This is a genomic window from Citrobacter freundii ATCC 8090 = MTCC 1658 = NBRC 12681 (assembly GCF_011064845.1).
Lineage (GTDB): Bacteria > Pseudomonadota > Gammaproteobacteria > Enterobacterales > Enterobacteriaceae > Citrobacter > Citrobacter freundii.
This window is the reverse complement of the sequence record NZ_CP049015.1, coordinates 4,342,375-4,369,146: the sequence shown is the minus strand read 5'-3', so window position 1 is coordinate 4,369,146 and position 26,772 is coordinate 4,342,375. Positions and strand designations below refer to the sequence as shown.

Sequence of the window (26,772 nt, the reverse complement as noted above, 5' to 3'; positions counted from 1 at the left end):
ACGATCCTTTTAGGCGTTCCAGGGATGAATAACAACGCCCTGTACAACGCGGTTCACAGTGCCGCTGGCAGAAGGCGTATCCGGTGTATTGCCGATATTGATGGATTGCGTCAAAGCAAAGACCTGGGCGTAGATCAGGAAGCAGAATGCCAATTCCATATCGATGAAAGAGCGTGCTGGTGGCAGCAGAATATGTGGGCCAGCTTCAATCGCCTCATGGGTTTGTGCTGCAATCGCGACAACCCGCAATGCCTGCCGATCGCGGCGTAACTCTGCCAGCAGATCGAGATCGTATTGACGTGTATAGGGATGGCTGGAAACAAAGACCACTACCAGCGTTTCATTATCAACCAGCGACTTTGGACCGTGACGAAAGCCTGTAGGGGAGTCATAGAATGCGGCCAGTTTGCCTGCTGTCAGTTCCAGGACTTTCAGTGCCGATTCCCGCGCAGCTCCCTGTAATCCACCGCTACCGAGGTAAACGATCCGTTTCCAGGGTTCATTGCCAAATACGCCGTCGCTGAAATCACCCAGTGAAGTCAGAATCGCCTGGCACCGATCGGCCACGTCGCGGAAGGTCTGACTGTTGATTTTTTCCGGGGCGAATACTGCCAGGCAGCTGGCCATCATGGTGGTAATGCTGCTGGTCATGGCGAAACCACGGTCATGTGTCTCTGCGGGCATCAACAGAGCAAAGGCATTGTCGCTTGCGACTGCGTTTTGATAGAGGCTACCTGCTTCGTTGCAGGTGATTGGCAGGTGATAGCACTCAGGTACAAACTGATTAGCCAGTTCCACTGCCGCAACACTTTCAGGGCTGTTTCCTGAGCGAGCGAAAGAAATGAGCAGCAGCGGATGTGCGGGATTCAGGTAATCCATCGGATTAGTGACCAGATCGGTGGTTGGCACAGCGCTGATGTTTTTACCGGTATAGCTTGCCAGCCAGGGGGCGATGATGTCGCCAATGAATGCTGATGTTCCGGCCCCAGTCAGTATGATCCGCAGATCGTTTTTGCGCAGTAATGGTGCGAGAAAGCTGTCAATGGCAGAGCGAATGTTGTCGATATTCGTAAGGGAACGGATCCAACTGGCAGGTTGTTGACGGATCTCTTCTTCGGTCCAGGTGCCCGTTACCGCGGTAACAGGGGTATAGGTTTCTGGCATAACTTAAGTCCTTAGTCTTGTAAATTCCACATAAGACGCTGGCGAGAATGTCGCTATCTTTCGTTTCGTTTCACTTGTTCATCTTGTCGATTGATTAAAATCTATAGGAAAGAAATCGAAAGAGCAATGATCCAAAATGAAATAAAACGAAATTTGTGATCGTGAGAACGAAAGGGGCGATTATCTTATTGATCTATAAGAAGTACGCTTGTTGAATGATGGTTAGGTATTTACTCAAGCGAAAGGAAAAGAAAGGCCTTGCGATCGAAGATCGCAGGCCAACACGAGACAAAATGAAAGGTCAAAGGGGGAGAGCCTGACCCTGAATCCAGATCTGTTGTAAATGCAGCCCGCTATTAAGCGCGATCGCGTCGGCACGTTTTCCCACTGCTAACGATCCCAGGTGGCGATCGATACCCAACAGACGTGCGGGGTGGAGAGAGGCCATATGAATTGCCTCTTCTGCCGTTATCCCGGTGAGCTCGACCATATTACGTACGGCGGCATCAACCGAGAGCGTGCTACCAGCCAGACCACCGGAAGCGGTACGCACAATACCACTGTGCATTTCCACTTCCTCACCGCAGAGCGTATAGCGCCCGTCTGGCATTCCTGCAGCCTGCATGGCATCGGTGATCAGCACCAGCCTGTCTTTGGCGCAACAGCAGCAGAGCTTCATGGCCGCTGGGTGGACATGGTGTCCGTCAGCGATAAGTTCCAGCCAGGCGCGAGGGTCGGTTAACCCTGCGCCAACCATTCCTGGATCCCGATGATGTAAGCCGGTCATACCGTTATAGCAGTGCACCAGTCCGTCAGCACCGGCGTCAAAGGCCGCGCGGGTTTGTTCCCAGGTAGCAGCGCTGTGTCCCAGCATCACCCGTACGTTGCGCTGCTTCAGATGTTCGATGGCCTGTAATGCACCGGGTTTTTCTGGTGCCAGCGCAACGACGCGCAATGTTTGCTGGGAAATCGCAATCAGTTCATCCAGTTCACTGAGTTCCAGTTCTCTGAAAAGCTCAGGCGGGTGCGCCCCTTTGTTCTGCGGCGTAAAATACGGGCCTTCAAGATAACTGCCCAGCACCTGTGCGCCGGGCCCTCCGGAATGGTAACGATGGGCGATACGCTCAAGCGCCTTGCGAATATCTGGTAGTGGAGCGGTGACGGTAGTGGGTAGCCAGTTGGCTACCCCTTCACGTGCTTTGTGCATCGCCAGTTTGTCGAGCGTATCCGGTGCTTCATCCATCACATCGACGCCCGCACCGCCGTGCACGTGGATATCAATGTAAGCCGGACAAAGCAGCTCTGCATCGTGGACCATAACGCCAGAGGGGATTGGCTCTATTTCTGCAATGATGCCGTCTTCAATGTGTATTTGATGATCGTCCAGCCAGCCCCGTTCGGTCAGTAGACGTCTGGCGCGAAGTAGCTGTCTCATATCCCTTCCTCAACGGGCTTTTCCTCACGACAGCGTCCCAGTTCGTCCACCAGGCTAGTTAAACCACGGTGCCCGCACTCCAGCGCCTGCAAGCGAAATGCTTCGCTGGTCAGGCCATCGCGCTCCAGCACCATTTCCAGCAGTAGTTGCAGATTGGTGCCGGTGATCACCTCGGTGCCTTGCCTTTGCATGGCCAGGGTGGAAGCGACGCGAAATGGTGTCCCGCCTAACAGGTCTGTCAGAAACACGATGTCTTGCTGCGCATCCAGTTCACTCACCGCCTGTTCAAGCTGCGATGTGAGTAAGGCGGTGGTTGAGGTTTCCGGAAAGTCGATGGCGATGAACTGTGATTGTTCACCCAGAATCTGTTTCATCGCTTTTTCCATTCCGCTGGCAAACCCGCCATGACCCGTCAAAATAATACCTAACATCTACAACCCCTTATGTTTACAGGAAGTGACAGAACTTACCTACGACGCCGAGCACCACGGTAATGGCGATAAGGCGCAGAGGACTCCAGCCACGGCGGACCAGCCAGAACATGGTTAATGTGTAGACCAGCGGTAAAAAAGCAGGCATCAGCTTGTCTATCACATCTGTTTGCAGTTTCACCACTGCATCGCCAGCAGTGATTTCCAGCGTAGTGCTCAGGCGAACATAGGTCGCTACCAGCGCGCCGATCACCGTCATCCCAACGATGGATGCCGCATGTCCAACCTTTTTGGTGTTAGCTTTAATCAGCGGGATGGCAGCAACGCCCATTCGATAAGCATAGTGTGCCAGCCCAAAGCGCAGACCAAGATGAACCACGTTGAACATAACAATAAAGACAACAGCGCCAAGAATAGAGCCTTGCAGCGCCAGGCTGGCCCCGATACCGCCGCAAATAGGCAGTAACGTTAACCAGAACATGGCATCACCGATACCGCCAAGTGGCGCACCCACGGCAATCTTGGTGCTTTGAATACTGTTCACATCCTGCTTGGAGCGTTCCATCGCCAGGATAATCCCGATAACAAACGTGACCAGGAATGGGTGCGTGTTGAAGAAGCCCATATGGCCTTTCATCGAACGCGCCAAATCGCGCTTATTGGTGTGGATCTTTTTCAGAGCAGGTAACAGGCCGTACAGCCATCCTGATGCCTGCATACGTTCGTAGTTAAAAGAGGCCTGCAACAGCATTGAACGCCAGGCAACACGGTTGATATCTTTTTTCGTCAGCTCGGCACCGATATTCTGGTCTTCGTAGACGTTTTCATTGGTGCCGGACAGCAGCGTTTCTTCGGTTTCGGAAACGTTCGGCAGAGCCGTTTGATTAGATGCCATCTTCGAATTCCTCTTTTTGTGCTGCGGGAGCTGTAGGTTCAGGTGATTTACGCAGAAAATCGATCAGCGCCATGGCTAGTGCAGCTGCGGCAATCGCTAGCACCGGGAGTTTGAGCCAGGCTGCTGCCACAAAACCCAGGATGAAGTAGGGGATATAGACGTTTTTCATCATGATTTTCAGCAGTACAGCGAAGCCGATAGCTGGCATGATGCCGCCTGCCACGCCGAGGCCGTCAATCAGACGCGTCGGCAGAACATCTATCGCGGTTTTGGCATGTTCCGCGCCAAAGTAAATTGGCAGGAACGCGCATAAAAAGTAGAAGGTCCCCAGCGCGAGCAACGCCAGATAGTTGACCCGCTCAATCCCGGCTGTATCGGCATTTGCTGCCATGCGATCGCAGCGAGCCATCACCCCGGACATCACAGAGAACAGGAAGGTAATCCCCATTTGTACTGCTACGGCGAACGGTACCGCCACACCTACGGCAACTTCGGGTTTCACTCCGGTCGTTATGGCAAACGTGGTTCCCACGATAGTGCCGATAATCACGTTTGGCGGCTGAGCTCCAGCCAGCGGGGCCAGACCCATCCACACCAGTTCCAGCGTACCACCTGTTAAAATACCGGTATGCAGATCGCCCAGAATCAGGCCGACCAGCGGCCCGAGAACAACCGGGCGGTGCATGTGCGTTAACCCGTTGAACATATCCAGGCCTGCAATAAAGGCGAGAATACCCAACGCAAAAGCCTGCAACAGACTGATTTCCATTGTGAATCCCTCAGAGAAGTTTATAGAGGTCCTGGGCGGGTTCTGTTGGAACGCCCTGAACGAAGCATTCCACTCCAGCGGCTTTGAGCCCGTTGAACGCCGTAATATCGGCAGCGTCTACAGAAACCGTTTTGGCGATTTGTTGTTTGCCGTTGGCGTAGTGCATATTGCCAACGTTGATACGGTTAACAGGAACACCGCCTTCGACCAGACGGAAGAAATCCGCAGGCGATTTGCAGACCAGCAGAATTTTCTGGCGATCGGCGGCACGGTGAATATTGTCGATCACTTTTTGTAGTGACCAGAAGCGTACGGCGATCCCTTCTGCCAGTACCATTTCCATCAGGTTTTGCTGCACTGGATCTTCAGCCACCTCATCATTAGCGACCAGCACCAGGTTTGCCCCCGCAAACCCGACCCATTGCACACCAACCTGACCGTGAATCAGACGTTCATCAATGCGACTTAATACAATGTTTGGCATGGTATTTTTCTCTTTTTTGTTATGCGTTACGAGCTGGAGCACCCAGGCAGGCGCAGTGATATTGCTGCAGTATGTCCTGAATATGGTTAATGATGAGTTCTCGCGGCGTGGCGCTGAGATCTCCCTCGCGCACTTTTACGTACTGCAAGGGTAAATACTGGCTAATCAGCGGCAGTGGAATGGGGTCATCCGCCAGGTTACGTACCAGACGTTCGAATGCTTCATCAATCTGGCTGTCCGGCCAGTAGTAACGAACCCGATCGGAGTAGCTGTATCCGCGAGCCAGACGGCGTGCGTTGCCATCACCGTGATAGTGGCTCTGCCAGTACTCTGGGCGATCAAGCATCACGCTTTCCAGCACATGTCGTAGGCCTGAACAAGCTTTTGCAGGCAGTAATTCTTCTTCAATGGCGGCTAATGAAAACAGCGCTTCGCGCAGAGCGAAGGTCAGCGCAGGTCCCACTTTCAGGATAGCGAAGTGATCTATCACCAGTTGGCGCAAGGACTGTGGCGTTTGGTAATCGGTAGAATGCGCTTCAAACACGAGTGTGTCGTAGTCTTCCACCATTTTGCTGAGTGCCACAGCTTTCTGTGGTTGATAATCAATGATGTGTGTGTGGTCGAATTCAACGCCAGGTTGCACCACCAGGGCGATAATACGCGGCCAGATACCTTCCAGACCGTGCTTTTCAAAGGCGTGATAGTGAGCCTGAAGCGTTGCGCGTGCGGCATCGGGCGTTGTTACCGCCAGGTCGGTTAACGTTTCGTGAGCGCCACCTGGAACCGGCACTTCTGTGCCAATCACATAGACCAGGTCAGACTCGCCAAAATGTGCCATACAGGTTTCTTCGGCGACTTTTGCCAGACGTGCGGCGCGCTCAGCGACAATTTCATCCGTCAGTGGAACCGGGTCGTTAGCACAAGACATGCTGCAATCGAGGTGGATTTTTTTAAAGCCTGCGGCGACATAGCTCTTGATCAGATCGTCTGCATTGGCCATTGCCTGTTCCGCAGGCAGATTTTGCCAACGGTTTGGCCCGAGATGGTCTCCGCCGAGAATCAGCATATCCTGAGAAAAATCAAGCGAGTCGGCTAAACGGCAGACAAAACTGCGAAAATCGGCTGGTGTCATACCCGTATAGCCGCCAAACTGGTCAACCTGATTAGAGGTTGCTTCGATCAACAGCGGTGTATGGTATGCATGGGCGTAGCGTATTGCGGCTTCCAATACGATTGGATGCGCGGAACAAACGGCATAAATCCCGTTTGCCTTCCCCCGTTTATGCTGCTCGACCATTTTAGTTAGATGTTTCACTTTCCTCTCCAGGTCAGATTACTGCGACATCAATCTTTCGTTTTGTTTCATTTAATACTGCATCATGGTGTTATAAAAATAAAACGAAAGATAATAGTTTTCCGATCTGTTTCACAAAAGAAACACAATGAAAGGTTTCAGCGTAAGTTCGTCCGGCTCTTCCCTGCTTGCGGGGCTTGCATTCGCGCAAAAGAAAGGCGTTAATAGACAAAACGAAATAAAACGAAAGGTTTAACTAAAGGATTTCTTATGAGTAACACCGAGTCCTCTGCAGACAAGCGCGTTATTGGCACCAGCGAAAGACGTGAGCAGATCATCCAGCGGTTACGGCAGCAGGGAAGCGTTCAGGTTAACGATCTTTCCTTATTTTTTGGCGTCTCCACGGTCACTATTCGCAACGACCTCGCCTTTCTGGAAAAGCAGGGGATTGCTGTACGTGCCTATGGCGGAGCGCTAATATGCGAGAGCAATGCGCCTGTTGTGGAGCCTTCTGTAGAAGATAAGAGTTCACTTAATACGGCAGTAAAACGCAGTATTGCCAGAGCCGCCGCAGAGTTAATTCAACCGGGACACCGCGTGATTCTTGACTCCGGCACCACGACCTATGAAATTGCCCGCCTAATGCGCCAGCATACCAATGTCATTGCTATGACCAACGGCATGAATGTCGCCAATGCGCTACTGGAAGCCGAAGGGGTTGAGCTGCTGATGACCGGCGGTCATTTGCGTCGTCAGTCACAATCGTTTTATGGCGATCAGGCTGAGCAGTCGCTACAAAATTATCACTTCGACATGCTGTTTCTTGGCGTTGATGCTATCGATTTAGAGCGTGGTGTTAGCACGCACAACGAAGATGAGGCGCGTCTCAACCGCCGGATGTGTGAAGTGGCTGAACGTATCATTGTCGTTACCGACTCGACGAAGTTTAACCGCTCCAGCCTGCATAAGATTATTGATACCCAGAGGATCCACACCATCATTGTTGATGAAGGCATCCCAGAGGAGAGCTTGCAGGAACTACGCCGCAGCGGTGTTGAAGTGATCATTGTTGAGTAGTCCCGCTCTAAAATTCAAAAATGTGATCCCATTCAATTAAACAAAAACAAACCATAAGCGAGCTTTTTTAGTAGCTCGCTTTCGTTTTTTTGCATGCTTCCCGTCTCTTTCTCGCATCTTACTCGCTTTTGACCTTTTCATTTTTTCGGTTTTCTTCGTTTCGATTTGCTAAAACGAAAGAAAATAGTCAATTTTTGTTAAATTCAACGCTGGGCCAGTGCGCACAAATTCACCTTATTGCTTCTGATGTAATATATTCAAAAGAAAACGAAAGTGCTAAAGCGCTAAAACAAAACAACATGAATATTTGATGGAGCAATAGAAATGCTGGATAACTTAAGACGTCGCGAGCAAATAATTGATCTGCTATGCGATCAGGGTAGCGTTCGTGTCGAGCCACTGAGCGTCCATTTTGGTGTGTCATCGGTTACGATCCGCAACGACTTACGTTATCTGGAACAGAAGGGATGTGTCATGCGCTCCTACGGCGGGGCGGTTCTCAATCAGCACTTTGCCCTTGACCGGCCTTTGCAGGATAAGGACCGACTGAATCGCGATGTGAAAACGCGTATTGCCGAAAAAGCGGCCAGCTTTGTGAAAGATGGTGACACGTTAATCCTCGATTCCGGTTCGACCACCACGCTCATTCCTCCCATGTTAAAAAATCGCCGCGATCTGGTGGTGATGACCAATGCGCTCAACATTGCATGGGAACTGGCGAATTTTGAGCGCGTAGACGTCATGATTCTGGGAGGGAATGTCAGGCAAAGCGTCTATTCATTGTATGGCCCTTCAGCAGAACACCAGCTTAGGCAATACCGGTTTGATAAGCTTTTCTTAGGCGTTGACGGATTCTGCCTGGAAGCGGGAATTACCACGCCACATCCGGGAGAAGCACATCTGAATCAGGTAATGTGTGAAGTTGCGCAGGAGGTCACGGTAGTCGCTGACTCCAGCAAGTTTGGCCGCAAAAGTTTCTGTATGATTAGCGAAATCAGCGGGATTGACCGGGTGATTACCGACAGCGGGATCCCAGAAAATTACCACCGGACGTTAATCCAGCTTGGGGTGGATGTGGTGATTGCGGATGAATAACTGAAACTGCTGGCGAGTTTCCCCCGCCAGCAGTTTTTTAGTGGGTCTGCGTACCCTGTTCAACCAGCAGCAATGCGGCACCGCGAACCCCGCTGGATGCGCCATGGATGGCCGGGAATACGCGGGCAGGTTCTAATCCCGGGAACAAATAACGTGACATGGCCTGCGGCAGCAACGTATAAATTTCTTCGATGTTGGAAACCCCACCGCCGAGAACAAAAGCATCGACATCCAGAATCAACTGCAATTGCGCCAGCGTACAACCCAACATATCAATCCATGCTTCTATGGTAGTAACGGCGCTGGCATTGCCATGACGATAATGCTCCAGCAGGGTCTCCATTTTGAGTTGTTCTCCGCTGAAGTGTTTGTGGAGCCACAGTAAACCGGGGCCGGATTGATAGCGTTCCAGACACCCTTGTAAGCCACAACCGCACTTCAGTTCCGGTAAATGATAACGACGCATAAACGTTGCCGGAAGCGGTAAATGGCCAAACTCACTGGCCATTCGGTTGCGACCCCGATACAGCTGACCGTCAATGACTAACCCTCCACCCATGCCGGTGCCAATAATGGCACCAAAAATTCTGGAGAACTGGCGAGCCTGCTGGGTATGGGCTTCCGAGAGTGCAAAACAGCAGCAATCATTGTCCAGTTCAACCGAACGATTGAGGCGGTGGGCCAGATCGTTCATCACCTGGCGTCCAGTAAGGCAAGGCACGTTAGATGACAGTAATTTTCCGGTATGTCTGTCCATAAGACCGGGCATGCCGATGCCAATTTTTCCTTGCGTTCCAGTCGCCCAGTCGGCGGTATCAATAAGTGAAGTAAAGGTCGAAAGAAAGAGTTCATAATCCTGGACTGGCGTGGCGACGCGCTTGCGCCAGCAAACCTGCATTTCCTTATCAAAAGCGACAATTTCAGTTTTGGTTCCACCAATATCAACACCGTAAAACATGCCTCATCTCCTCCGGCTTCACAGCGTAACCAGACTGTTTTCCTTGCGAGCGCGTTCTGCGGCAAAGACCATTAAGTGACTTTCCAGTGACTCATCCGGGCCAGAAAGGATCATATTTTGATCGTTGGCCATCACTGCATGGATAAAGCGATCCATCAGGTAGTAATCGCCACCACCATGTCCCCCCATCTGGGTTTGTGTTCCAGCGGCGATCTCCTCGATCTGATGCACAGTTTCTTTGTCTGTCAGGAAATCAAACACCCGGATCTGCTCGCCATCACCTTCCAGATAACCTCTGGTGCCAAACAGGCGCGTTTTTCGATCTTCCATTTTGGTAAACGCGGTCATGGTAAAGGTCACTGTCTGCTGGTGGGCAAAACGTAAGTTAACAACCTGATGATCCACCACATCATTATCACAACGATAAACGCAGCGACCATAAGGCCCATCGCGCAGCGCCTGGCGGACATTTTCTTCGCTGGGATCTGCAGTCAGCACCCGACGGAAGTGGGGAGTGCATTTGTGGTTTTCACCCAGATAAATTTTGCAGGCAGACCAGGGGCAGGTTGCTTCAACCTGACAATCAAGGCAGCGGTCGGCGGCGCCAGCAGGCTGATTCTCTTTCACAAAGTGGCTCAGGCTGCCAAATGATCCTACGTCCTTGCAGTTGTCGCCCATGATGTAGCGGATCCAGTCCAAATCATGACAGGATTTCTGTAATAACATAAATGACGATTCTGCTTCATTGCGCCAGTTACCACGTACAAACGAGTGCGCCTGATGCCAGTAACCTACGGGTTCGAGATGCTGCATGCTGACAATATCGCCAATTACGCCATCATCAAGCAGTGATTTCAGCTTTTGCGTATAGCGGGTGTACCGCAGGACGTGCGCGACGGCCAGTAATACGTTGTTGCGTTTAACCGCATCAATAATGATCCGGCAATCTTCTGGCGTAGGGGCGAGCGGTTTTTCCAGCAGAATGTGATAGCCGAGATTGGCAAACGCCACGGCAGGATCTTTGTGCATATTATCCTGCGTGCAAATAAGTACTACGTCGGCCATTTTGGGTTGGGCCGCAGCCTCTTGCCAGTCGCAAAATACGTTATTTGGAGCAATCTTATGCTGTGCGACAAACTGCTGGCGATACGCCTCTCTGGGCTCAGCAACGCCTACTACCTGCATTCTGTCTGGATGTTCAAGCGCATAGCGAGCATATATTTCTCCGCGCGCACCAGCCCCTACCACTAATACGGTCACTTTATTCGCACACATATAAACCTCTCATTTTTCACTTAGCCTGAATAACGGTCAGGCCAAATTTTCTTCATGTTTTTTATCAAACAAAAAGGCGGCTTCCAGATTAAATTTCACTTTGATAGATTCGCCGGGAAGAGGGGCCCAGTCGGGTGAAGAGTTAATACGTAAGATCATATGTTGCTCACCAATATCAAAATGCAGAAGGTCTTCGTTGCCCATCCTTTCTACGTTGGTAATGTGCGCATCGAACGCAGAGACGTCATGCTGCGAGGCTAACTGAATGGCCTCTGACCGGATGCCGAACCAGACGCTGGAGTGCGGGTATTGCTCCAGTAGGTTACTCAAGCGTGTATTTAATGGCAGGATTAAATTTTCAGCCAGGCGCAGACCACGAGTGCCGGGTTCAATATCAAGCAGCATAATATTCATTGCCGGATTACCAATAAAACCAGCAACAAATTTATTCCTGGGGTGATGGTAGATATTTCCTGGGGTATCCACCTGCATAATACGACCGCCATTAAGGACGCAAATCCTGTCTCCCATCGTCATTGCTTCAATCTGATCGTGCGTGACGTACACCATGGTTGCGCTCACGCCTTCTTGACGCAGTTGTCGATGCAGTTCTGTCAGCCGCACGCGCATTGAAACACGCAGCTTTGCATCCAGGTTGGAAAGCGGCTCATCAAACAAAAAAACGTCTGGCTTACGCACGATGGCCCTGCCAACGGCAACGCGCTGACATTGACCGCCCGAAAGTTGGCCGGGCTTTTTATCGAGTAATGTCTCTATTTCCAGCTTGTGTGCAGCTTCCCGTACGCGGATATCAATCTCTTCTTTGCTCATTTTCCCTAACAGACTGAATGCCATATTTTTATAAATCGTCATGTGGGGATAGAGGGCATAATTCTGGAAGACCATGGCAACGCCTCGCTCCTTTGGTAGCAGGTCGTTGACGCACTTCTCTCCGATTGCGATATGACCATGAGTGATATCTTCCAGACCTGCAATCATGCGCAGCAGCGTTGATTTGGCGCAGCCTGATGGCCCGACAAACACCATGAATTCGCCATCGTGGATTTCAAGATCAACGCCATGGATCGCCTGAAAGCCATTGGGATAGACTTTGCTTACTGCCTGTAATTGAATACCTGACATAACACTGCCCCTTATCCTTTAATTCCGGCACCAGCGATGCCGCGAATAAAATAGCGCTGGAAGAAGATATAAAGTAACAACATCGGGATAATCGCCAGCAATGCGCCCGCCATTAACATCGGATATTCCACGCCTGAGCGTCCGGAAAGTGAGGCTAACCCCACCGGTAATGTCATTTTATCCATGGAGGTGTTGACGATCAGCGGCCACATTAAGTTATTCCAGCTCCACAATCCGTTAATAATGACGCAGGCAATCAGCCCTGGTTTAATTAATGGCAGCATAATTTTGAAGAAAATAGTCAGATGGTTATACCCATCCATAATGGCTGCCTCTTCCAGTTCTTTAGGTACTGACAGAAAAAACTGACGCAATAAAAAGGCGCTATATATGCTGAATAAACCCGGTAGCACCAGCCCAGGAATTGAGTTCAGCAAACCGATTTTTTCAACGGTTAAAAACTGTGGGATTAAAAAGATCTGACCGGGCACCATCAGAATTGAAATACACAGCATAAACAGGACATCTCGCCCTTTAAAACGCAGTCGGGAGAAACCGTACGCTGCCATTGCCGCAATCAGCGTCTGCAAAATGACGATGACCAACGTGGAGACGATCGAGTTAAAGTAAAAGCTGCCAAAAGGCATTTCATGCAAGATTTTACCGTAAGCCTGAAACCCTGGGTTGGCAGGTAGCAGGATCGGCGGAAAGGCGATGCTTTCTGCCTGGGTTTTAAAAGAGGTGATGATCATCCAGATGAAGGGAACCACAGTTACCAGCGTCGCGAGGATCATCAAGCCGTAAATTAGCCATTTTTCACGTTTAGTCATGAACATCGTGGTTGCCTCACTGTGCTTTAAGTCGTTTACCAATCCATATTTGCAGCAGCGTCAGGACCATCGTGATAACGAAAATCACCACGGCGATCGCTGAGGCATACCCTTTTTCATGGTAGATAAAGGCGTATTTATAGAAGAGATAGGCGATAGTCATCGTCTGATCGTCCACCATGGATGAACTGCCAAACAGCAGATAAACCACATCGAAAATTTGCAGCGTTTCGATAAAAGAGATCACCAGTACGAAAAACAGCGTGGGGATCATTAGCGGTAAGGTAATAGACCAGAACCCACGCAATTTGCTGATGCCATCCAGTGACATCGCTTCATAAATTTGTTTGGGGATCCCCTGTAATCCAGCGAGCAGAATGATCATCTTCAGCGCAATAGCCGACCAGATGATAACCAACGAGGCGCTCAGGCGGACGACATCGGGATCGGATAACCAACCGATGGCCGGAAGATCGAAAAAGGCCAGGATCTGATTAATTAAGCCGAAGTTTCGGTTCATCAACCACTGCCAGACCATAGCAATGGCCGCAGGCATAGTGACAGCGGGCAGAAATAATAGCGTGCGAAACAACCACTGACCGCGAATCGCCTGATTCAGGCCAATTGCGAGCAGTAATGACAAAACGGTGATTATCGGTACGCAAATAAAAACATAGGCCAAGGTGTTATATATTGCTGAACGAAACTCATCATCGCTGAATAAATTAATATAGTTATCTAAGCTGATCGTCGTCCAGATCTGAAACTCGCCCAGGTCGGTGAAACTATAAAAAACGTTCTGGAAGAATGGAGTAAAGTAAAAAACAATTAACCCCGCCAGTAACGGCATAATCATTATCCATCCCCAGAAGCGTTCTTCTTTTTCCAGCTTGGTCAGGGATTTTTTTTGCGCCTCTCTGGCCGGTAATTGTGGGGATGCAGCTTCATCTGAATAGCTCATACAGACTCCGGGATGCTCACTGTGCAACCAAAATATATTGCGCGGGCGAAAGCGAGAGGGAGCATGGCTCCCTCAGGATTATTTCTGCATTTCTCGTTCAACGCGTTTAGCAACACCAGGCATGACTTTCTCTGGGTCAGTACCCGTCCACACTTTTTTCAAGCCATCATTCAGGATGCTATTCCACTTAGCGGTATTGGAGCCTGCGGTTGGATATTTATGTGAGAAAGCCAACGAATCGATATAGGCTGAAACATCAATATCCTTAAAGCCTTCAGCCCACTCTTTGGCCACTTTTTGGTTAGCCGGGATCACGACTTTTCCCGTCGCCAGAGTCTGCTGCGCATGCTCAGAGCTCATGAATTCAATGAACTTCCACGCCGCATCTTTATGCTGACTTTTGGCTGACATAGCAAATGCCAGACTATGGGATACACCTGCCTGCTCTGCCATTTTTGGCATTGGCACTACGCCGATGTGATCCTTAATCAGCTCATTTTGAGAGAAGGGTAATGCCCACCATGAGCCTGCGTAGACCATGGCTACCCGGTTTGACTGGAAGACGTCTGAGGCTTCCATCTCGCCTGGCGGTTGGATTAGTCCCGCGTTCAGCATGCCTTGAACATCGCGATAGACGGCGATAGCTTTGTCATTGGCAACATCCGTTTTGCCCTCAGGTAGTACAATCTTATCCCCGGCCTGTAATAGCAGGTTAAAGTAACTATCCTGTCCGCTGCTGAATTCCATTGCCAGTGGATAAGACTGTTTATCCAGCCCTTTACGCAACTGCTCTGATTTTTGTTTTAAATCGTCCCATGTCCAGTTGTTATCGGGATAGCTCACACCAGCCTGATCGAACATTTTTTTATTGTACCAGACGGCAATTGCATCAATATCCCTTGGGATGGCATATTGTTGCGACTGGTATTGGTAGGCATCGACTGAGCTTTTAACAAAATCATCCAGTTTCGGCGCTGATTTATCTTTCAGATAATTACTCAGTGGTTCCAGCATGCCATTTTTCACATATTGCTGGAAATTAGGCATGTTCATCCAGAATACATCCGGTGCTACATTTCCACCGACTGCTGAACTGAGTTTGATAAAATACTGGTCATAAGGAGTTAGTTCAATTTCGACCTTAATTCCGGGGTTGTCTTTTTCAAATTCATTAACGAGCTGTTGTTCGCCAGGGAGTTGATTGCGGTCCCATAACGTGTAGCGTAATTTAACAGGCTTTGCGTCCGACTGGCCTTCAGCACTCGCGAAGACAGGAGTTGCCAGTAAACAGGAAATAAGACAAGCCAATGCGACATTATTTTTATTCAGGGTATACATAACTTCCCTCTTTATTCAGGTCAGAATGCTTATGAGGTAAATTACAGCAGCCTATGAATAATCTGTTTTACACCGGAGAAAGTCAAAGCAGTAAAAAAGAGGGGATTATCGCATTAAAACAAGGTCGTCTTTCGGTAGGTTTCTCTTTTATCAAAACGAAAATATAACGTAAAACAATGGTGGTATTATTTCTTTTAATTTCATATCGTTAGGTTCATTTGGCAGGTTTGAATCGAAAAAAACAGATGTTTAAAAAAACCTCTTAAAATGCGAACGTTATCACTTTATTTGTTAAAGCATCGACATTAAAAACGGGGACAAATCCCCGTTTTTTCGTTGGCTTTCGTTTCGATAATCAGGTCACTGGCGCCGGGTTAAACACCGCCAGTTGGTTATGCAGTCCCCACTGATCTGAGAAGGTTTTCTTACGTCCGCTGGCGACGTCGAGAATAAACTCGAACAGTTTCAGACCCACGTCTTCAATGGTTTCTTCTCCGGTAGCGATGGTACCGGCGTTGATGTCCATCAGGTCAAACCAACGATTGGCCAACTCCGTGCGTGTCGCCATTTTAATCACCGGCACGGCCATCAGGCCATACGGCGTACCGCGACCGGTGGTAAAGACTTGTACTGTGATCCCGGAAGCAACCTGTTGCGTACCGCAGACAAAATCGCTGGCGGGGGTGGCAGCGTAAATCAGGCCACGTTTGGTTGGACGCTGTCCCGGCGACAAGACTTCGACAATCGCGCTCTTGCCCGACTTCGCAATAGAACCCAGTGCTTTTTCCACCACGTTTGCCAGACCGCCTTTCTTGTTGCCCGGTGATGGGTTGGCGCTCCGGTCAGTCTTGCCCATATCCAGGTAGTTGTCGTACCAGGCCATCTCCTCGAGCAGGCGTTTACCAACCTCTTCGTTAATCGCGCGCGGGGTCAGAAGGTGGATGGCATCGCGTACTTCGGTGACTTCGGAGAACATCACTGTCGCGCCACAGCGTACTAACAGGTCGGAGGCATAACCTACCGCTGGATTGGCCGTCACGCCGGAAAACGCATCGCTGCCGCCGCACTGCATGCCGACCACCAGTTCTGATGCCGGGCAGGTTTCACGCTGGCGCTGATTGAGCTTTGCCAGATGGTGTTCGGCCACCTGCAAAATATCGGCAACCATTGATTGAAAGCCGACGTGTTTTTCATCCTGCAGGCTGACGATGCTGGCGCTGTCGACCGGAATGCTTTTTACATCGTGCGTACCTTCCAGCAGGCGCTCTGGCTGCAGTTTTTCACAGCCGAGGCCAATGACCATTACCTCACCGCCAAAGTTAGGGTTCAGCGCAATATTATGAATAGTTCGAATGGGCACGATGGCGGCTGGAGCGTTAATCGCCACGCCGCAACCGTACAGATGATTGAGCCCCACCACACCGTCAACATTCGGGTATTTGGGCAGCAGGTCGCGTTCAATGATTTTCACTACATAGTCCACCACGCCCGCCACGCAGTGCACGCTGGTGGAGATGCCGAGCAGATTCTTGGTGCCAACGCTACCGTCAACATTGCGGTAACCTTCGAAGGTATAACCCTCGAGAGGCGGCAGCGGCTCAGGCACTTTAGTTGCCAGCGGCAGCGTCTCCAGCGGCGGAGCCTTGGGCAGCTCAACCATTGATTCATCAATCCAGCTGCCGCGTGGGATGTCGCGAACGGCATAGCCTATCACTTCGCCATAACGCACGATTTCGCCATGAACAGGAATATCCACGAGCGCCACTTTATGACCCTGGGGAATATGTTCAATGAGTTCCAGTCCGTCCGGAAAACGCGTTCCGGCTTTCAGGCCATTGTCATTGACAATTATCGCCACATTATCTGTTTCGTGAACTTTAATATAAAACGCCGTTGGCGATTCTTGTCTAATTTCGATGTCGGCCATTGTCCAGTATTCTCCAACAAGTGGTGATAATAGTGTGGATATTTATATTTTGAATCTCATTTTCAGTAATAAAGATTCGGTATCGTGAAATAAGAATGTCAGGAGTTTATCGTGAAGAATGTGACAATGATCACTTAAACTCAGCAAGACCGCACCAGCAGGGGTAGCAATACGTAAATGTGTGGATTAGCGCCCATGTATGTGTGCATATGCCCAAAACATTATTTTCATAACGCATATTTAATGAGCGCTTGCACAATGATTAACGTTGCACTGCTGATTATACTAAATCACGGTTTCATTGCGTCTGATAAATTATTATACGTTTTTATTATCGGTAATTTATCACCAGGGATATCTGCCAAATAATAATAAAAACTTTTATGTACCCGAGGTAATTAGAATGATACTGGATACAGTTGTCGAGAAAAAGAAAGGTACGCACACCCGTTACTTAATATTGCTAATAATATTTATTGTTACCGCCGTTAACTATGCGGACCGTGCCACGCTATCTATTGCCGGCACGGAAGTGGCGAAAGAGTTGCAGCTCAGTGCCATTTCAATGGGTTACATTTTCTCCGCCTTCGGTTGGGCTTACCTGTTGATGCAAATCCCTGGCGGCTGGCTGCTGGATAAGTTCGGTTCGAAGAAAGTCTACACTTACAGTCTGTTCTTCTGGTCGCTGTTCACCTTTCTGCAGGGTTTTGTCGATATGTTCCCGCTGGCCTGGGCGGGTATTTCAATGTTCATCATGCGTTTCATGCTGGGCTTCTCGGAAGCGCCGTCCTTCCCGGCGAACGCCCGTATTGTGGCCGCCTGGTTCCCGACGAAAGAGCGCGGTACGGCATCTGCGATTTTTAACTCCGCACAATATTTCTCCCTGGCGCTGTTTTCGCCGCTGCTGGGCTGGCTGACCTTTGCCTGGGGCTGGGAGCACGTCTTTACCGTGATGGGCGTTATCGGTTTTGTGCTCACCGGCCTGTGGGTAAAGTTTATTCATAACCCAACCGATCACCCGCGTATGTCGCAGGAAGAGCTGAAGTTTATCTCTGAAAACGGCGCGGTCGTGGATATGGACCATAAAAAGCCCGGCGATGTGAAATCAGGTGGTCCTAAACTGCATTATATCAAGCAGTTGCTGACAAACCGCATGATGCTTGGCGTGTTCTTCGGACAGTATTTTATCAACACTATCACCTGGTTTTTCCTTACCTGGTTCCCGATTTACCTGGTACAGGAAAAAGGCATGTCGATCCTGAAAGTCGGTCTGGTGGCGTCGATTCCTGCGCTGTGCGGATTTGCCGGTGGCGTGCTCGGCGGTGTGTTCTCTGATTATCTGATTAAACGTGGCTTCAGCATCACCCTGGCACGTAAGCTGCCGATTGTGCTCGGAATGTTGCTCGCGTCGACCATTATTCTGTGTAACTACACCGATAACACCACTCTGGTGGTTGCGCTGATGGCGCTGGCGTTCTTCGGCAAAGGCTTCGGCGCGCTGGGTTGGCCGGTGATTTCCGATACCGCGCCGAAAGAAATCGTTGGTCTGTGCGGTGGGGTATTTAACGTATTTGGCAACGTAGCCTCTATCGTCACCCCGCTGGTGATTGGTTATCTGGTGAGCGAGCTGCACTCATTTAATGCTGCGCTGATGTTTGTAGGGTGTTCGGCGCTGATGGCAATGGTTTGCTACCTGTTTATTGTCGGTGACATTAAACGTATGGAATTGCAGAAATAAACAAAGGTATAGGCGATGAATAACACGATTTTCCCGAATAAGTTTAAAGCGGCCCTCGCGGCGCAACAGATTCAGATTGGCTGCTGGTCTGCATTGGCCAGCCCAATCAGTACCGAAGTTTTAGGCCTGGCGGGTTTTGACTGGCTGGTACTGGATGGCGAACACGCGCCGAACGATATCTCGACGTTTATCCCGCAATTGATGGCGCTGAAAGGCAGCGCCAGCGCGCCGGTCGTACGCGTGCCGACCAACGAGCCGGTGATTATCAAGCGCCTGCTGGATATTGGGTTTTACAACTTCCTGATCCCGTTCGTTGAGACACAAGAAGAGGCGGTGAACGCCGTGGCGTCGACCCGCTATCCGCCGGAAGGTATTCGCGGCGTGTCCGTCTCCCATCGCGCCAATATGTTTGGCACCGTACCGGACTACTTTGCGCAATCGAATAAGAACATCACCATCATCGTGCAGATCGAAAGTCAGCAGGGCGTTGATAACGTTGACGCCATCGCGGCGACCGAAGGTGTAGACGGTGTCTTCGTCGGCCCAAGCGATCTGGCTGCGGCGCTAGGCCATCTCGGCAATGCGTCACATCCTGATGTGCAGAAAGCTATCCAGCACATTTTTGCCCGCGCGAAAGCACATGGCAAACCAAGCGGAATTCTGGCGCCGGTAGAGGCGGATGCGCGTCGTTATCTGGAATGGGGCGCGACCTTTGTTGCTGTTGGCAGCGACCTTGGCGTGTTCCGTTCAGCCACGCAGAAACTGGCTGATTCTTTTAAGAAATAACCACCATCGACAGTAGAGAGAGATAAAGACATGACAATGAAAGTTGGTTTTATTGGCCTCGGTATTATGGGTAAACCAATGAGTAAAAACCTCCTCAAGGCAGGTTACTCGTTGGTGGTTGCTGACCGTAACCCGGAATCCATTGCGGAAGTCATTGCCGCTGGTGCAGAAACCGCCGCCACGGCGAAAGATATTGCTGAGCAGTGCGACGTGATCATCACCATGCTGCCGAACTCGCCGCATGTTAAGGAAGTGGCGCTGGGTGAAGGCGGTATTATTGAAGGGGCGAAACCGGGCACAGTGCTTATCGACATGAGCTCCATTGCACCGTTGGCCAGCCGTGAAATTAGCGACGCGCTGAAAGCGAAAGGCGTGGATATGCTGGATGCGCCGGTCAGCGGCGGCGAGCCAAAAGCGATTGATGGTACGTTGTCGGTAATGGTCGGCGGCGATAAAGCGATTTTCGACAAGTATTACGATCTGCTGAAAGCGATGGCTGGCTCAGTGGTACATACCGGCGACATTGGCGCGGGTAACGTCACTAAGCTGGCGAACCAGGTGATTGTAGCGCTGAACATTGCGGCGATGTCTGAAGCGCTGACGCTGGCGACCAAGGCGGGTGTGAACCCGGATCTGGTGTATCAGGCGATCCGTGGCGGACTGGCCGGAAGCACCGTGCTGGACGCGAAAGCGCCGATGGTCATGGACCGCAACTTTAAGCCAGGTTTCCGTATTGACCTGCATATCAAAGATTTGGCGAATGCGCTGGACACTTCTCATGGGGTCGGCGCGCAGTTGCCGCTGACTGCTGCAGTCATGGAGATGATGCAGGCGCTTCGCGCAGATGGGCTGGGCACCGCCGATCACAGCGCGCTCGCATGCTACTACGAAAAACTGGCGAAAGTGGAAGTCACACGCTAACAAGAAGGGCGCGGATGTGCGCCCTGTATTTCTTGCCTTGCGCGGCACAGTCAGGCTACATAACTATGAAAATCGTAATTGCCCCAGACTCTTATAAAGAAAGTCTATCTGCCACTGAGGTCGCTCAGGCAATAGAAAAAGGATTTCGGGAAATATTTCCCGATGCGCAATATGTTTCAGTTCCGGTGGCCGACGGCGGCGAAGGAACGGTCGAAGCCATGATTGCCGCCACGCAAGGGAGTGAATATTCCGCGTGGGTAACGGGGCCGCTGGGCGAAAAAGTGAATGCCTGCTGGGGCATGTCCGGAGATGGTAAAACTGCGTTTATCGAAATGGCGGCAGCCAGTGGTCTGGCGTTAGTACCTCCTGATAAGCGTAACCCGTTAGTCACCACGTCACGTGGTACCGGGGAATTGATTTTGCAGGCGCTGGATAGCGGGGCGCAGAGCATTATTATCGGCATTGGCGGTAGTGCAACCAACGACGGCGGCGCGGGTATGGTGCAGGCTCTGGGCGCGAAACTTTGCGACGCTAACGGGACAGAGATTGGCTACGGGGGCGGCAGTCTGATGAGCCTCAACAGCATCGACATTTCCGGTTTGGATCCGCGATTAAAAACCTGCTCCATTCGCGTGGCCTGCGATGTGACCAATCCGCTCACAGGTGATACTGGCGCTTCGCGCATCTTCGGCCCGCAGAAAGGGGCGACGGAAGAACGCATTCTCGAACTGGACCGAAATTTGTCTCACTACGCCGACATCATTAAAAAATCGCTGCGGGTAGACGTGAAGGATGTTCCCGGGGCGGGGGCTGCCGGTGGTATGGGCGCCGCGTTAATGGCATTTTTAGGCGCGGAGCTGCGCAGTGGGATAGAGATTGTGACTCAGGCCCTCAATCTGGAAGAGCATATTCACGACTGTACGCTGGTGGTGACCGGCGAAGGACGCATCGACAGCCAGAGTATTCACGGCAAAGTGCCGGTTGGCGTGGCGAATGTCGCGAAGAAATACCACAAACCGGTAATTGGTATTGGCGGCAGCCTGACGCGCGATGTGGAAGTGGTGCATCAATATGGTATCGATGCGGTGTTTAGCGTATTGACCAGCATCAGCACGCTGGAAGAGGCCTTCCGTGGGGCATTTGATAATATTTATCGCGCCTCAAGAAACATCGCCGCCACGTTAGCGATAGGAATGCGCAGTGCGGGGTGACATTACCCCGCAAACCCTCTATACTGCGCGCCGAAGCTGACCAGACAGTCGCCGCTTCGTCGTCGTCCTCTTCGGGGGAGACGGGCGGAGGGGAGGAAAGTCCGGGCTCCATAGGGCAGGGTGCCAGGTAACGCCTGGGGGGGAAACCCACGACCAGTGCAACAGAGAGCAAACCGCCGATGGCCCACGTAAGTGGGATCAGGTAAGGGTGAAAGGGTGCGGTAAGAGCGCACCGCGCGGCTGGTAACAGTCCGTGGCACGGTAAACTCCACCCGGAGCAAGGCCAAATAGGGGTTCACAAGGTACGGCCCGTACTGAACCCGGGTAGGCTGCTTGAGCCAGTGAGCGATTGCTGGCCTAGATGAATGACTGTCCACGACAGAACCCGGCTTATCGGTCAGCTTCAACTCATTCAAAAACAATACGTTGGTGTGTCTCAGGCCTTAATAGGTGAAAATGTGACACAGACTGTGATACAGACGAGGCACACCAACGGCTGTTCCATCCCGAATATCCTAAAGCGTGGCAACCGTTACAGCCTTCATTTTAGACTGCCTTCAGGCGGTTTCTTTCGTGTGTCGCTGGGCTGCGATTCAGCCAGTAGAGCAAGATTTATATCTTCCCGTCTCTCGATGTTCATTTCTTTTGTAAAATCGTCCAAGATGGATCCAGCCCAACTATTGGACATAGTGCAGAAAATGAAAAAGTTAGAACAAGACGATATTGATCGTTATTTGCTTAAAATTCAGGCAGGTTTTTACGCCGCAGCAAAAAAAATTCCCACAACTGTACGTAGTACCCTGCGAGAATCCGGTTCATTGGCTCGTGAAAAACGTAATGCGTGTGATTTTGGATTACTACTTGATGGAACCTTTAAACAAGATGTTGAACCGCTGTCGACAGATTCAGTCATAGAGCAACTTGGTAGCCAGTTTGATCTTACGGGCATGGAGGATGAAATCGATTATTTGGCCTCAGAGTACGACCTTCTCTTGAGACATTACTGCGATGCACATATAGCCTTTATGGAGCAACGGCATTCTGATTATCGCCAGATCGTTAACTCTATGCGACTGTAGTGGTCAACTAAAACTGGCCACGGCTTTAGAGTTTTTCCAGTATCGGTTTTCCGATTCGTTTGGGGGCAACCCACCGTTATAGTCATGCGGCCTTAGCGAGCTGTAATACCCGACGATATAGTCTGTGATCGCATGAGCAGCATCGCTAAAGTTTATATAACCTGTCACTGGCACCCACTCGTTTTTCAGACTACGGAAGAAGCGTTCCATCGGGCTGTTGTCCCAACAGTTTCCACGTCGGCTCATACTCTGCCTGATCTGGCAACGCCACAGTAACTGCCGGAACTGCCTGCTTGTATAGTGGCTACCCTGGTCACTGTGGAACATCACTCCGACTGGTTTACCGCGAGCTTCCCACGCCATTTCCAGCGCTCTGATGGTCAGCTTGCTATCCGGCGAGAATGACATTGCCCAGCCCACTGGTTTCCTTGCGAACAGATCGAGAACAACTGCAAGGTAAGCCCAACGCTTGCCTGTCCAGATGTACGTCACATCGCCGCACCACACCTGGTTAGGTTCTGTCACTGCGAACTGTCGCTCAAGGCGATTCGGGATAGCGATGTGTTCATGACCAACACGTTTATACCGGTGGGTAGGCTGCTGACAACTCACCAGCCCCAGTTCTTTCATGAGCCTGCCAGCAAGCCAGCGTCCCATTCTGAAGCCTCTCAGGGTTGCCATAATGGCGATACTTCTTGCGCCAGCAGAGCCATGGCTGATGTTATGCAGCTCCCGAACCTGGCTGCGTAACACAGCTCGCCAGCCGTCTGGCTTTTCGGCGCTTTTCTCCCAGTATTTGTAGCTACTGCGATGAACCCCGAACACGTGGCAGAGTGTGACCACAGGATACTGCGCTCTGAGTTTCCCGATTAACGAGAATTGTTCAGGGAGTCTGACATCAAGAGCGCGGTAGCCTTTTTTAATATGTCGTTTTCCATTTCAATGCGTTGTAGCTTTTTCTTCAGCTCACGTATTTCAATCTGTTCCGGGGTTATAGGGGAGGCTTTAGGTATTTTGCCCTGTCGTTCATCCCGCAACTGCTTTACCCATCGCGTCATGGTAGAAAGACCCACATCCATAGCACTGGCCGCAGCTGCAACGGTGTAGTTCTGATCAAGGACCAGTTGAGCGGATTCACGTTTAAACTCTGCGCTGAAATTTCTTTTTTTCATTGAGGCACCTGTAATGTTCTGAGGTGAGCATATCACCTCTGTTCAGGTGGCCAAATTCAGTAAACCACTACAAGGCGTAAAGGCTGTGGGTGGTGATATCGAGACGTGTTGCAACGCTGGCAACAGAATAACCGCGATCAACAACCTGTTTGACTGCTTCAGTTTTAAACTCTTCGGGATAACGCTTACCGCTCATGGGCACCTCTCTTTAAGCCATCTTAAATGACTCTGAGGTGTCTGTTAAACCCGTGGCGATTCAGTCCTTACACCAAGACTTTCGATACGAGCGATAGTAAGTAAATTTCAGGGCTATCGTTGTGATACAAACTGCGATACAGTCTGCGACACAAGACAACTCCAGCGCCGCAGATGCCTGACGTATGGTTGAACGAAGCCGCCTTATCGGTCAGCTTCACTCTTTATAAAACCCCGCTTCGGTAGTTTTTTATTTTGTATAATAGTAATTTGGTATGACAATAAATAATTTCCCTTTTCTAACTTTATTTTTCATACTTAATTAAGTGTGATGTGTCAAATTTTATTATATCGTTTCTTAGTTTCCGTAATGCTATAAAATAATCTTTACCATCATCATGATTAACCAGACACTCATTGAGTTTCGCTGAAATCCATGATAAAGATGCTTGCTCAACTTTTTCATTATTCAGATATTTCAAAAAGAATAATATATCAGCACATTCTATAAAACCATAGCTTCTGACAATATCCATAATGTATTGTTTAAGCATTAAATAACCTCTTCTGTTTTTAGCTATACTACAGGGATAAAATAATCACAAGATATTGTACCTGGACATGCTGTATCTATATATTTTAAAATCTCAATGTCTGATCCCTCTCGTCTTTTCAATCTAAGTTTAGGAAGTAAATAATAATAAACGCTCCTTGGGAAATATATATATTCATTGAGGCTGCCATTAAATGAAAATTTTATATACTTACCATCTTCAGATGTGAATTCCTCATCTGTTGATATCAAAAGATCATTTTTAGCGTGAAAACCTAAGAATGAGTTAACGATCAAATGGCGATCTTTCTGAGCGTGAGGAGAAAAAGTGCTGCTTATAAATAAATCTGAATGATATTTCCTCATGATATCAATGATCTTTTGATATCTGATGATGGTTTCATTTTCTCTAATGAAATACATTTTCTGCTCAAAGCTAAAGCGGTATCCATGATATTTTTTTGATTCTAAAATGCAATACTCGAATTTTATTTCAGGTACATTTTCTGGCTGAATTGGAAGTTGTAAAGATTTAAAATCCCACTCTCTGGATTTTCGATACTGGCGAGGTGAATATCCGAATAATTTACTGAACTCTCTGCTGAAGGATTGCTGGGAATCGAATTTCAATTGATATGCGATATCCATTATCTTGAGGTTTGTTAATCGTAGTAAAAAAGCAGCGCGACAAAGTTTTCGTTGTCTAATATATTTTGCTGGAGTTAGGTTTGTATACTGCATAAATATGTTTGATAAGTGTCTAATAGTATATCCACTAATATTCTCAAGTGTTGAGCTACAGATCTTTTCGTCGATGTTATCCTCGATCCAATGGATGATATCAGCAAGAAATTTCTTTTTCATAGGCTCCTGGCTAAACAAATTTTAATTTAAATAATGCCAAAAATAAATTTTTTTCATGAAATTTATTTAGTAATAAATGACGGGTGTGAGTATTGATTAGATTTTTCCAATTATTGATGCTCATAGTATTAGATACCATTATTAACGCACTTTCGTCCAGTATGATTTTTTCCTTGCTGTTTTACGCAATGTAAAGTGTGATATAAATAATACAGCCATGAGCTCGCCTGCTAATTTATTCATTGTTAATTGATGATTGATTAATATAAATTCGAGATTTTATGGTTATTATAATACATGCAAAATTAAGGGGATTTAAGTTTGAGCTATAGAATTAGTTATAAGAGCTATAATATTATAGCTTCGGTGTGGTCATGAATTTTTCTCTTTCGACTAATACAGTTTTGTTGCAGATTGATCAGGGTTAGCAAAAAGATACAACATAGAATTGCGAATCTGTCGTATCTTTTGTTATCACTATTCTTTGCCCAAAAGCAAAGCCTTCACGATTTGAGCAACGGTAGCGCCATACTTATCTGGAGACGTTTCTCCTGTCCCATTGTTATTTAAAATGTATTTACCATTAACATAGAATGATGGTGTTCCTTGAACCTCAAAACTTTGGGCGGCGTGTATCTGTTTTTGTGTTAGCGCTTTAACCACAAAACTGTGTTTTGCTGCATCGTATTCTGTGGCTGAAATTCCTGCGTCAATAAATACCTGGCGAATATCTTCTTCATTGCGCAAAGATTTTTTATCCTGTACGGCAATAAATAGAGGATGCTCAACCTTATCTGTTACTCCTAATGCCATTGCAACCGACCACGCTGTTGTCAGATTTTGTCCCAGACTACCCATTGCGCCAACATGGTACTTTTCAACTTTTGTCCCTTCAGGTAGTACCTGGTTTATGGCCTCACTCACTTTATATTCACGAGAAAATGCCATGCAGGGTGGACAATAGAACGAAAAAAACTCGACTACCATAGGTGCTTCTTTAACTGGTCTTCCCATTCGTGAATATTGTTGACCTTCCGCTACAGGAAAAGCGCTAACGCTAAAGGTACAGAATGCCAGAACAACAAAGGATAATATTTTTTGTATCATGTTTGCTCTCATATCGTTAGTATAAATGTGTGAAAATAATAGATTTTGCATTAGAACGAACAGCATATTT

The 26,772-nt window shown here is 49.2% G+C and carries 25 protein-coding genes, 1 other RNA gene and 1 pseudogene; 8 read left to right on the top strand and 19 right to left on the bottom strand.

The features are described from left to right. Positions 1-9: 9 nt before the first annotated feature. The 7 genes from G4551_RS20985 to kbaZ form a co-directional block, all read right to left on the bottom strand. Complete coding sequence (locus tag G4551_RS20985; RefSeq protein ID WP_003839993.1) at positions 10-1,164, bottom strand: AgaS family sugar isomerase; 1,155 nt, start codon at positions 1,162-1,164, stop codon at positions 10-12. Between the two features lie 301 nt (positions 1,165-1,465). Continuing rightward, positions 1,466-2,599, bottom strand: coding sequence for an N-acetylglucosamine-6-phosphate deacetylase (gene nagA / locus G4551_RS20980; RefSeq protein ID WP_003839995.1), 1,134 nt, complete (start codon positions 2,597-2,599; stop codon positions 1,466-1,468). Continuing rightward, positions 2,596-3,030, bottom strand: coding sequence for a PTS galactosamine/N-acetylgalactosamine transporter subunit IIA (gene agaF, locus G4551_RS20975; protein ID WP_003024930.1), 435 nt, complete (start codon positions 3,028-3,030; stop codon positions 2,596-2,598). The genes nagA and agaF overlap by 4 nt, the downstream gene beginning before the upstream one ends. Before the next feature lie 16 nt (positions 3,031-3,046). Further along, positions 3,047-3,925 (bottom strand): PTS N-acetylgalactosamine transporter subunit IID, encoded by an 879-nt coding sequence (agaE, locus tag G4551_RS20970; protein WP_003024929.1) that lies wholly within the window; start codon positions 3,923-3,925, stop codon positions 3,047-3,049. After that, entirely contained in the window at positions 3,915-4,694 is a 780-nt protein-coding gene (gene agaW, locus G4551_RS20965; RefSeq protein WP_003839998.1) for a PTS N-acetylgalactosamine transporter subunit IIC, read from the bottom strand. The genes agaE and agaW overlap by 11 nt, the downstream gene beginning before the upstream one ends. A gap of 10 nt (positions 4,695-4,704) precedes the next feature. Then, positions 4,705-5,178 (bottom strand): PTS N-acetylgalactosamine transporter subunit IIB, encoded by a 474-nt coding sequence (agaV, locus tag G4551_RS20960; RefSeq protein ID WP_003024925.1) that lies wholly within the window; start codon positions 5,176-5,178, stop codon positions 4,705-4,707. A 19-nt stretch (positions 5,179-5,197) separates the two neighbouring features. After that, positions 5,198-6,475 carry a tagatose-bisphosphate aldolase subunit KbaZ gene (gene kbaZ / locus G4551_RS20955; RefSeq protein ID WP_003840001.1) on the bottom strand — a complete coding sequence of 426 codons (1,278 nt, stop codon included), beginning with the start codon at positions 6,473-6,475 and terminating at the stop codon, positions 5,198-5,200. Positions 6,476-6,742: 267 nt separating this feature from the next. On the opposite strand from kbaZ, the gene G4551_RS20950 reads away from it, so the two are divergent. Beyond that, entirely contained in the window at positions 6,743-7,549 is an 807-nt protein-coding gene (locus G4551_RS20950) for a DeoR family transcriptional regulator (protein WP_003024922.1), read from the top strand. Between the two features lie 324 nt (positions 7,550-7,873). Continuing rightward, entirely contained in the window at positions 7,874-8,644 is a 771-nt protein-coding gene (gene agaR / locus G4551_RS20945) for a transcriptional repressor AgaR (RefSeq protein ID WP_003024920.1), read from the top strand. 37 nt (positions 8,645-8,681) lie between these two features. Here agaR and G4551_RS20940 read toward each other — a convergent pair whose 3' ends face one another. The 7 genes from G4551_RS20940 to garD all read right to left on the bottom strand — a co-directional run bounded on the left by G4551_RS20940 (position 8,682) and on the right by garD (position 17,076). Further along, positions 8,682-9,602 carry an ROK family protein gene (locus tag G4551_RS20940; RefSeq protein WP_003840003.1) on the bottom strand — a complete coding sequence of 307 codons (921 nt, stop codon included), beginning with the start codon at positions 9,600-9,602 and terminating at the stop codon, positions 8,682-8,684. Between the two features lie 18 nt (positions 9,603-9,620). Next, the gene (locus G4551_RS20935; protein WP_003840006.1) at positions 9,621-10,877 is read right to left on the bottom strand and encodes a Gfo/Idh/MocA family protein; all 1,257 of its coding nucleotides are present in this window, start codon (positions 10,875-10,877) and stop codon (positions 9,621-9,623) included. A 36-nt stretch (positions 10,878-10,913) separates the two neighbouring features. Continuing rightward, complete coding sequence (locus G4551_RS20930; protein WP_003840008.1) at positions 10,914-12,020, bottom strand: ABC transporter ATP-binding protein; 1,107 nt, start codon at positions 12,018-12,020, stop codon at positions 10,914-10,916. An 11-nt stretch (positions 12,021-12,031) separates the two neighbouring features. Further along, positions 12,032-12,856 carry a carbohydrate ABC transporter permease gene (locus tag G4551_RS20925; protein ID WP_003024907.1) on the bottom strand — a complete coding sequence of 275 codons (825 nt, stop codon included), beginning with the start codon at positions 12,854-12,856 and terminating at the stop codon, positions 12,032-12,034. A 10-nt stretch (positions 12,857-12,866) separates the two neighbouring features. Further along, positions 12,867-13,811, bottom strand: a complete 945-nt coding sequence (locus G4551_RS20920; protein WP_003840012.1) for a carbohydrate ABC transporter permease — start codon at positions 13,809-13,811, stop codon at positions 12,867-12,869. Positions 13,812-13,889: 78 nt separating this feature from the next. Next, positions 13,890-15,149 (bottom strand): ABC transporter substrate-binding protein, encoded by a 1,260-nt coding sequence (locus G4551_RS20915; RefSeq protein ID WP_003840014.1) that lies wholly within the window; start codon positions 15,147-15,149, stop codon positions 13,890-13,892. A 355-nt stretch (positions 15,150-15,504) separates the two neighbouring features. Beyond that, positions 15,505-17,076: a galactarate dehydratase gene (gene garD / locus G4551_RS20910; protein WP_003840016.1), complete on the bottom strand. Its 1,572-nt coding sequence runs from the start codon at positions 17,074-17,076 to the stop codon at positions 15,505-15,507. A gap of 403 nt (positions 17,077-17,479) precedes the next feature. Here garD and garP point away from each other — a divergent pair, with 403 nt between their 5' ends. From garP to G4551_RS20880, 6 genes are all read left to right on the top strand, one after another. Continuing rightward, positions 17,480-18,814 (top strand): galactarate/glucarate/glycerate transporter GarP, encoded by a 1,335-nt coding sequence (gene garP / locus G4551_RS20905; RefSeq protein ID WP_003024898.1) that lies wholly within the window; start codon positions 17,480-17,482, stop codon positions 18,812-18,814. Positions 18,815-18,829: 15 nt separating this feature from the next. After that, a complete protein-coding gene (garL, locus tag G4551_RS20900) occupies positions 18,830-19,600 on the top strand; it encodes a 2-dehydro-3-deoxyglucarate aldolase (RefSeq protein ID WP_003840018.1) in 771 nt (256 codons plus the stop codon). 30 nt (positions 19,601-19,630) lie between these two features. Continuing rightward, complete coding sequence (gene garR, locus G4551_RS20895; RefSeq protein WP_003840019.1) at positions 19,631-20,521, top strand: 2-hydroxy-3-oxopropionate reductase; 891 nt, start codon at positions 19,631-19,633, stop codon at positions 20,519-20,521. Between the two features lie 65 nt (positions 20,522-20,586). After that, the gene (gene garK / locus G4551_RS20890; protein ID WP_003024885.1) at positions 20,587-21,732 is read left to right on the top strand and encodes a glycerate 2-kinase; all 1,146 of its coding nucleotides are present in this window, start codon (positions 20,587-20,589) and stop codon (positions 21,730-21,732) included. Between the two features lie 32 nt (positions 21,733-21,764). Beyond that, an RNA gene (gene rnpB, locus G4551_RS20885) (RNase P RNA component class A) lies at positions 21,765-22,141 on the top strand. Positions 22,142-22,430: 289 nt separating this feature from the next. Further along, entirely contained in the window at positions 22,431-22,811 is a 381-nt protein-coding gene (locus G4551_RS20880; protein ID WP_231501064.1) for a hypothetical protein, read from the top strand. A 3-nt stretch (positions 22,812-22,814) separates the two neighbouring features. On the opposite strand, the gene G4551_RS20875 is transcribed toward G4551_RS20880, so the two are convergent. From G4551_RS20875 to G4551_RS20855, 5 genes and pseudogenes are all read right to left on the bottom strand, one after another. Next, positions 22,815-23,983 (bottom strand): IS3 family transposase gene (locus G4551_RS20875; RefSeq protein ID WP_085951607.1). Its coding sequence is split into 2 segments (ribosomal slippage): positions 22,815-23,734 and positions 23,734-23,983, totalling 1,170 coding nucleotides; the frame shifts between segments, so codons are not numbered across the junction. A 73-nt stretch (positions 23,984-24,056) separates the two neighbouring features. Beyond that, a pseudogene (locus tag G4551_RS20870) lies at positions 24,057-24,179 on the bottom strand (IS3 family transposase); the annotation flags it as partial. A 304-nt stretch (positions 24,180-24,483) separates the two neighbouring features. Beyond that, complete coding sequence (locus G4551_RS20865) at positions 24,484-24,732, bottom strand: hypothetical protein (protein WP_003842045.1); 249 nt, start codon at positions 24,730-24,732, stop codon at positions 24,484-24,486. Positions 24,733-24,755: 23 nt separating this feature from the next. Then, entirely contained in the window at positions 24,756-25,595 is an 840-nt protein-coding gene (locus tag G4551_RS20860) for a helix-turn-helix domain-containing protein (protein ID WP_003842047.1), read from the bottom strand. A gap of 477 nt (positions 25,596-26,072) precedes the next feature. Continuing rightward, the gene (locus G4551_RS20855; RefSeq protein WP_226988866.1) at positions 26,073-26,753 is read right to left on the bottom strand and encodes a DsbA family protein; all 681 of its coding nucleotides are present in this window, start codon (positions 26,751-26,753) and stop codon (positions 26,073-26,075) included. Positions 26,754-26,772 lie beyond the last annotated feature (19 nt).

Excerpts from the sequence above, each read along its gene's own strand:
- G4551_RS20985 (WP_003839993.1), bottom strand. The coding sequence starts at position 1,164 with ATGCCAGAAACCTATACCCCTGTTACCGCGGTAACGGGCACCTGGACC.
- G4551_RS20925 (WP_003024907.1), bottom strand. The coding sequence starts at position 12,856 with ATGTTCATGACTAAACGTGAAAAATGGCTAATTTACGGCTTGATGATC.
- G4551_RS20915 (WP_003840014.1), bottom strand. The coding sequence starts at position 15,149 with ATGTATACCCTGAATAAAAATAATGTCGCATTGGCTTGTCTTATTTCC.
- G4551_RS20940 (WP_003840003.1), bottom strand. The coding sequence starts at position 9,602 with ATGTTTTACGGTGTTGATATTGGTGGAACCAAAACTGAAATTGTCGCT.
- kbaZ (WP_003840001.1), bottom strand. The coding sequence starts at position 6,475 with ATGGTCGAGCAGCATAAACGGGGGAAGGCAAACGGGATTTATGCCGTT.
- garR (WP_003840019.1), top strand. The coding sequence starts at position 19,631 with ATGACAATGAAAGTTGGTTTTATTGGCCTCGGTATTATGGGTAAACCA.
- G4551_RS20860 (WP_003842047.1), bottom strand. The coding sequence starts at position 25,595 with ATGAAAAAGAAATTTCTTGCTGATATCATCCATTGGATCGAGGATAAC.
- agaE (WP_003024929.1), bottom strand. The coding sequence starts at position 3,925 with ATGGCATCTAATCAAACGGCTCTGCCGAACGTTTCCGAAACCGAAGAA.
- garD (WP_003840016.1), bottom strand. The coding sequence starts at position 17,076 with ATGGCCGACATCGAAATTAGACAAGAATCGCCAACGGCGTTTTATATT.
- G4551_RS20920 (WP_003840012.1), bottom strand. The coding sequence starts at position 13,811 with ATGAGCTATTCAGATGAAGCTGCATCCCCACAATTACCGGCCAGAGAG.
- G4551_RS20855 (WP_226988866.1), bottom strand. The coding sequence starts at position 26,753 with ATGCAAAATCTATTATTTTCACACATTTATACTAACGATATGAGAGCA.
- G4551_RS20930 (WP_003840008.1), bottom strand. The coding sequence starts at position 12,020 with ATGTCAGGTATTCAATTACAGGCAGTAAGCAAAGTCTATCCCAATGGC.
- garK (WP_003024885.1), top strand. The coding sequence starts at position 20,587 with ATGAAAATCGTAATTGCCCCAGACTCTTATAAAGAAAGTCTATCTGCC.
- agaV (WP_003024925.1), bottom strand. The coding sequence starts at position 5,178 with ATGCCAAACATTGTATTAAGTCGCATTGATGAACGTCTGATTCACGGT.
- agaW (WP_003839998.1), bottom strand. The coding sequence starts at position 4,694 with ATGGAAATCAGTCTGTTGCAGGCTTTTGCGTTGGGTATTCTCGCCTTT.
- G4551_RS20935 (WP_003840006.1), bottom strand. The coding sequence starts at position 10,877 with ATGTGTGCGAATAAAGTGACCGTATTAGTGGTAGGGGCTGGTGCGCGC.
- G4551_RS20950 (WP_003024922.1), top strand. The coding sequence starts at position 6,743 with ATGAGTAACACCGAGTCCTCTGCAGACAAGCGCGTTATTGGCACCAGC.
- garP (WP_003024898.1), top strand. The coding sequence starts at position 17,480 with ATGATACTGGATACAGTTGTCGAGAAAAAGAAAGGTACGCACACCCGT.
- nagA (WP_003839995.1), bottom strand. The coding sequence starts at position 2,599 with ATGAGACAGCTACTTCGCGCCAGACGTCTACTGACCGAACGGGGCTGG.
- agaR (WP_003024920.1), top strand. The coding sequence starts at position 7,874 with ATGCTGGATAACTTAAGACGTCGCGAGCAAATAATTGATCTGCTATGC.
- garL (WP_003840018.1), top strand. The coding sequence starts at position 18,830 with ATGAATAACACGATTTTCCCGAATAAGTTTAAAGCGGCCCTCGCGGCG.
- agaF (WP_003024930.1), bottom strand. The coding sequence starts at position 3,030 with ATGTTAGGTATTATTTTGACGGGTCATGGCGGGTTTGCCAGCGGAATG.
- G4551_RS20880 (WP_231501064.1), top strand. The coding sequence starts at position 22,431 with ATGAAAAAGTTAGAACAAGACGATATTGATCGTTATTTGCTTAAAATT.
- G4551_RS20865 (WP_003842045.1), bottom strand. The coding sequence starts at position 24,732 with ATGCTTAAACAATACATTATGGATATTGTCAGAAGCTATGGTTTTATA.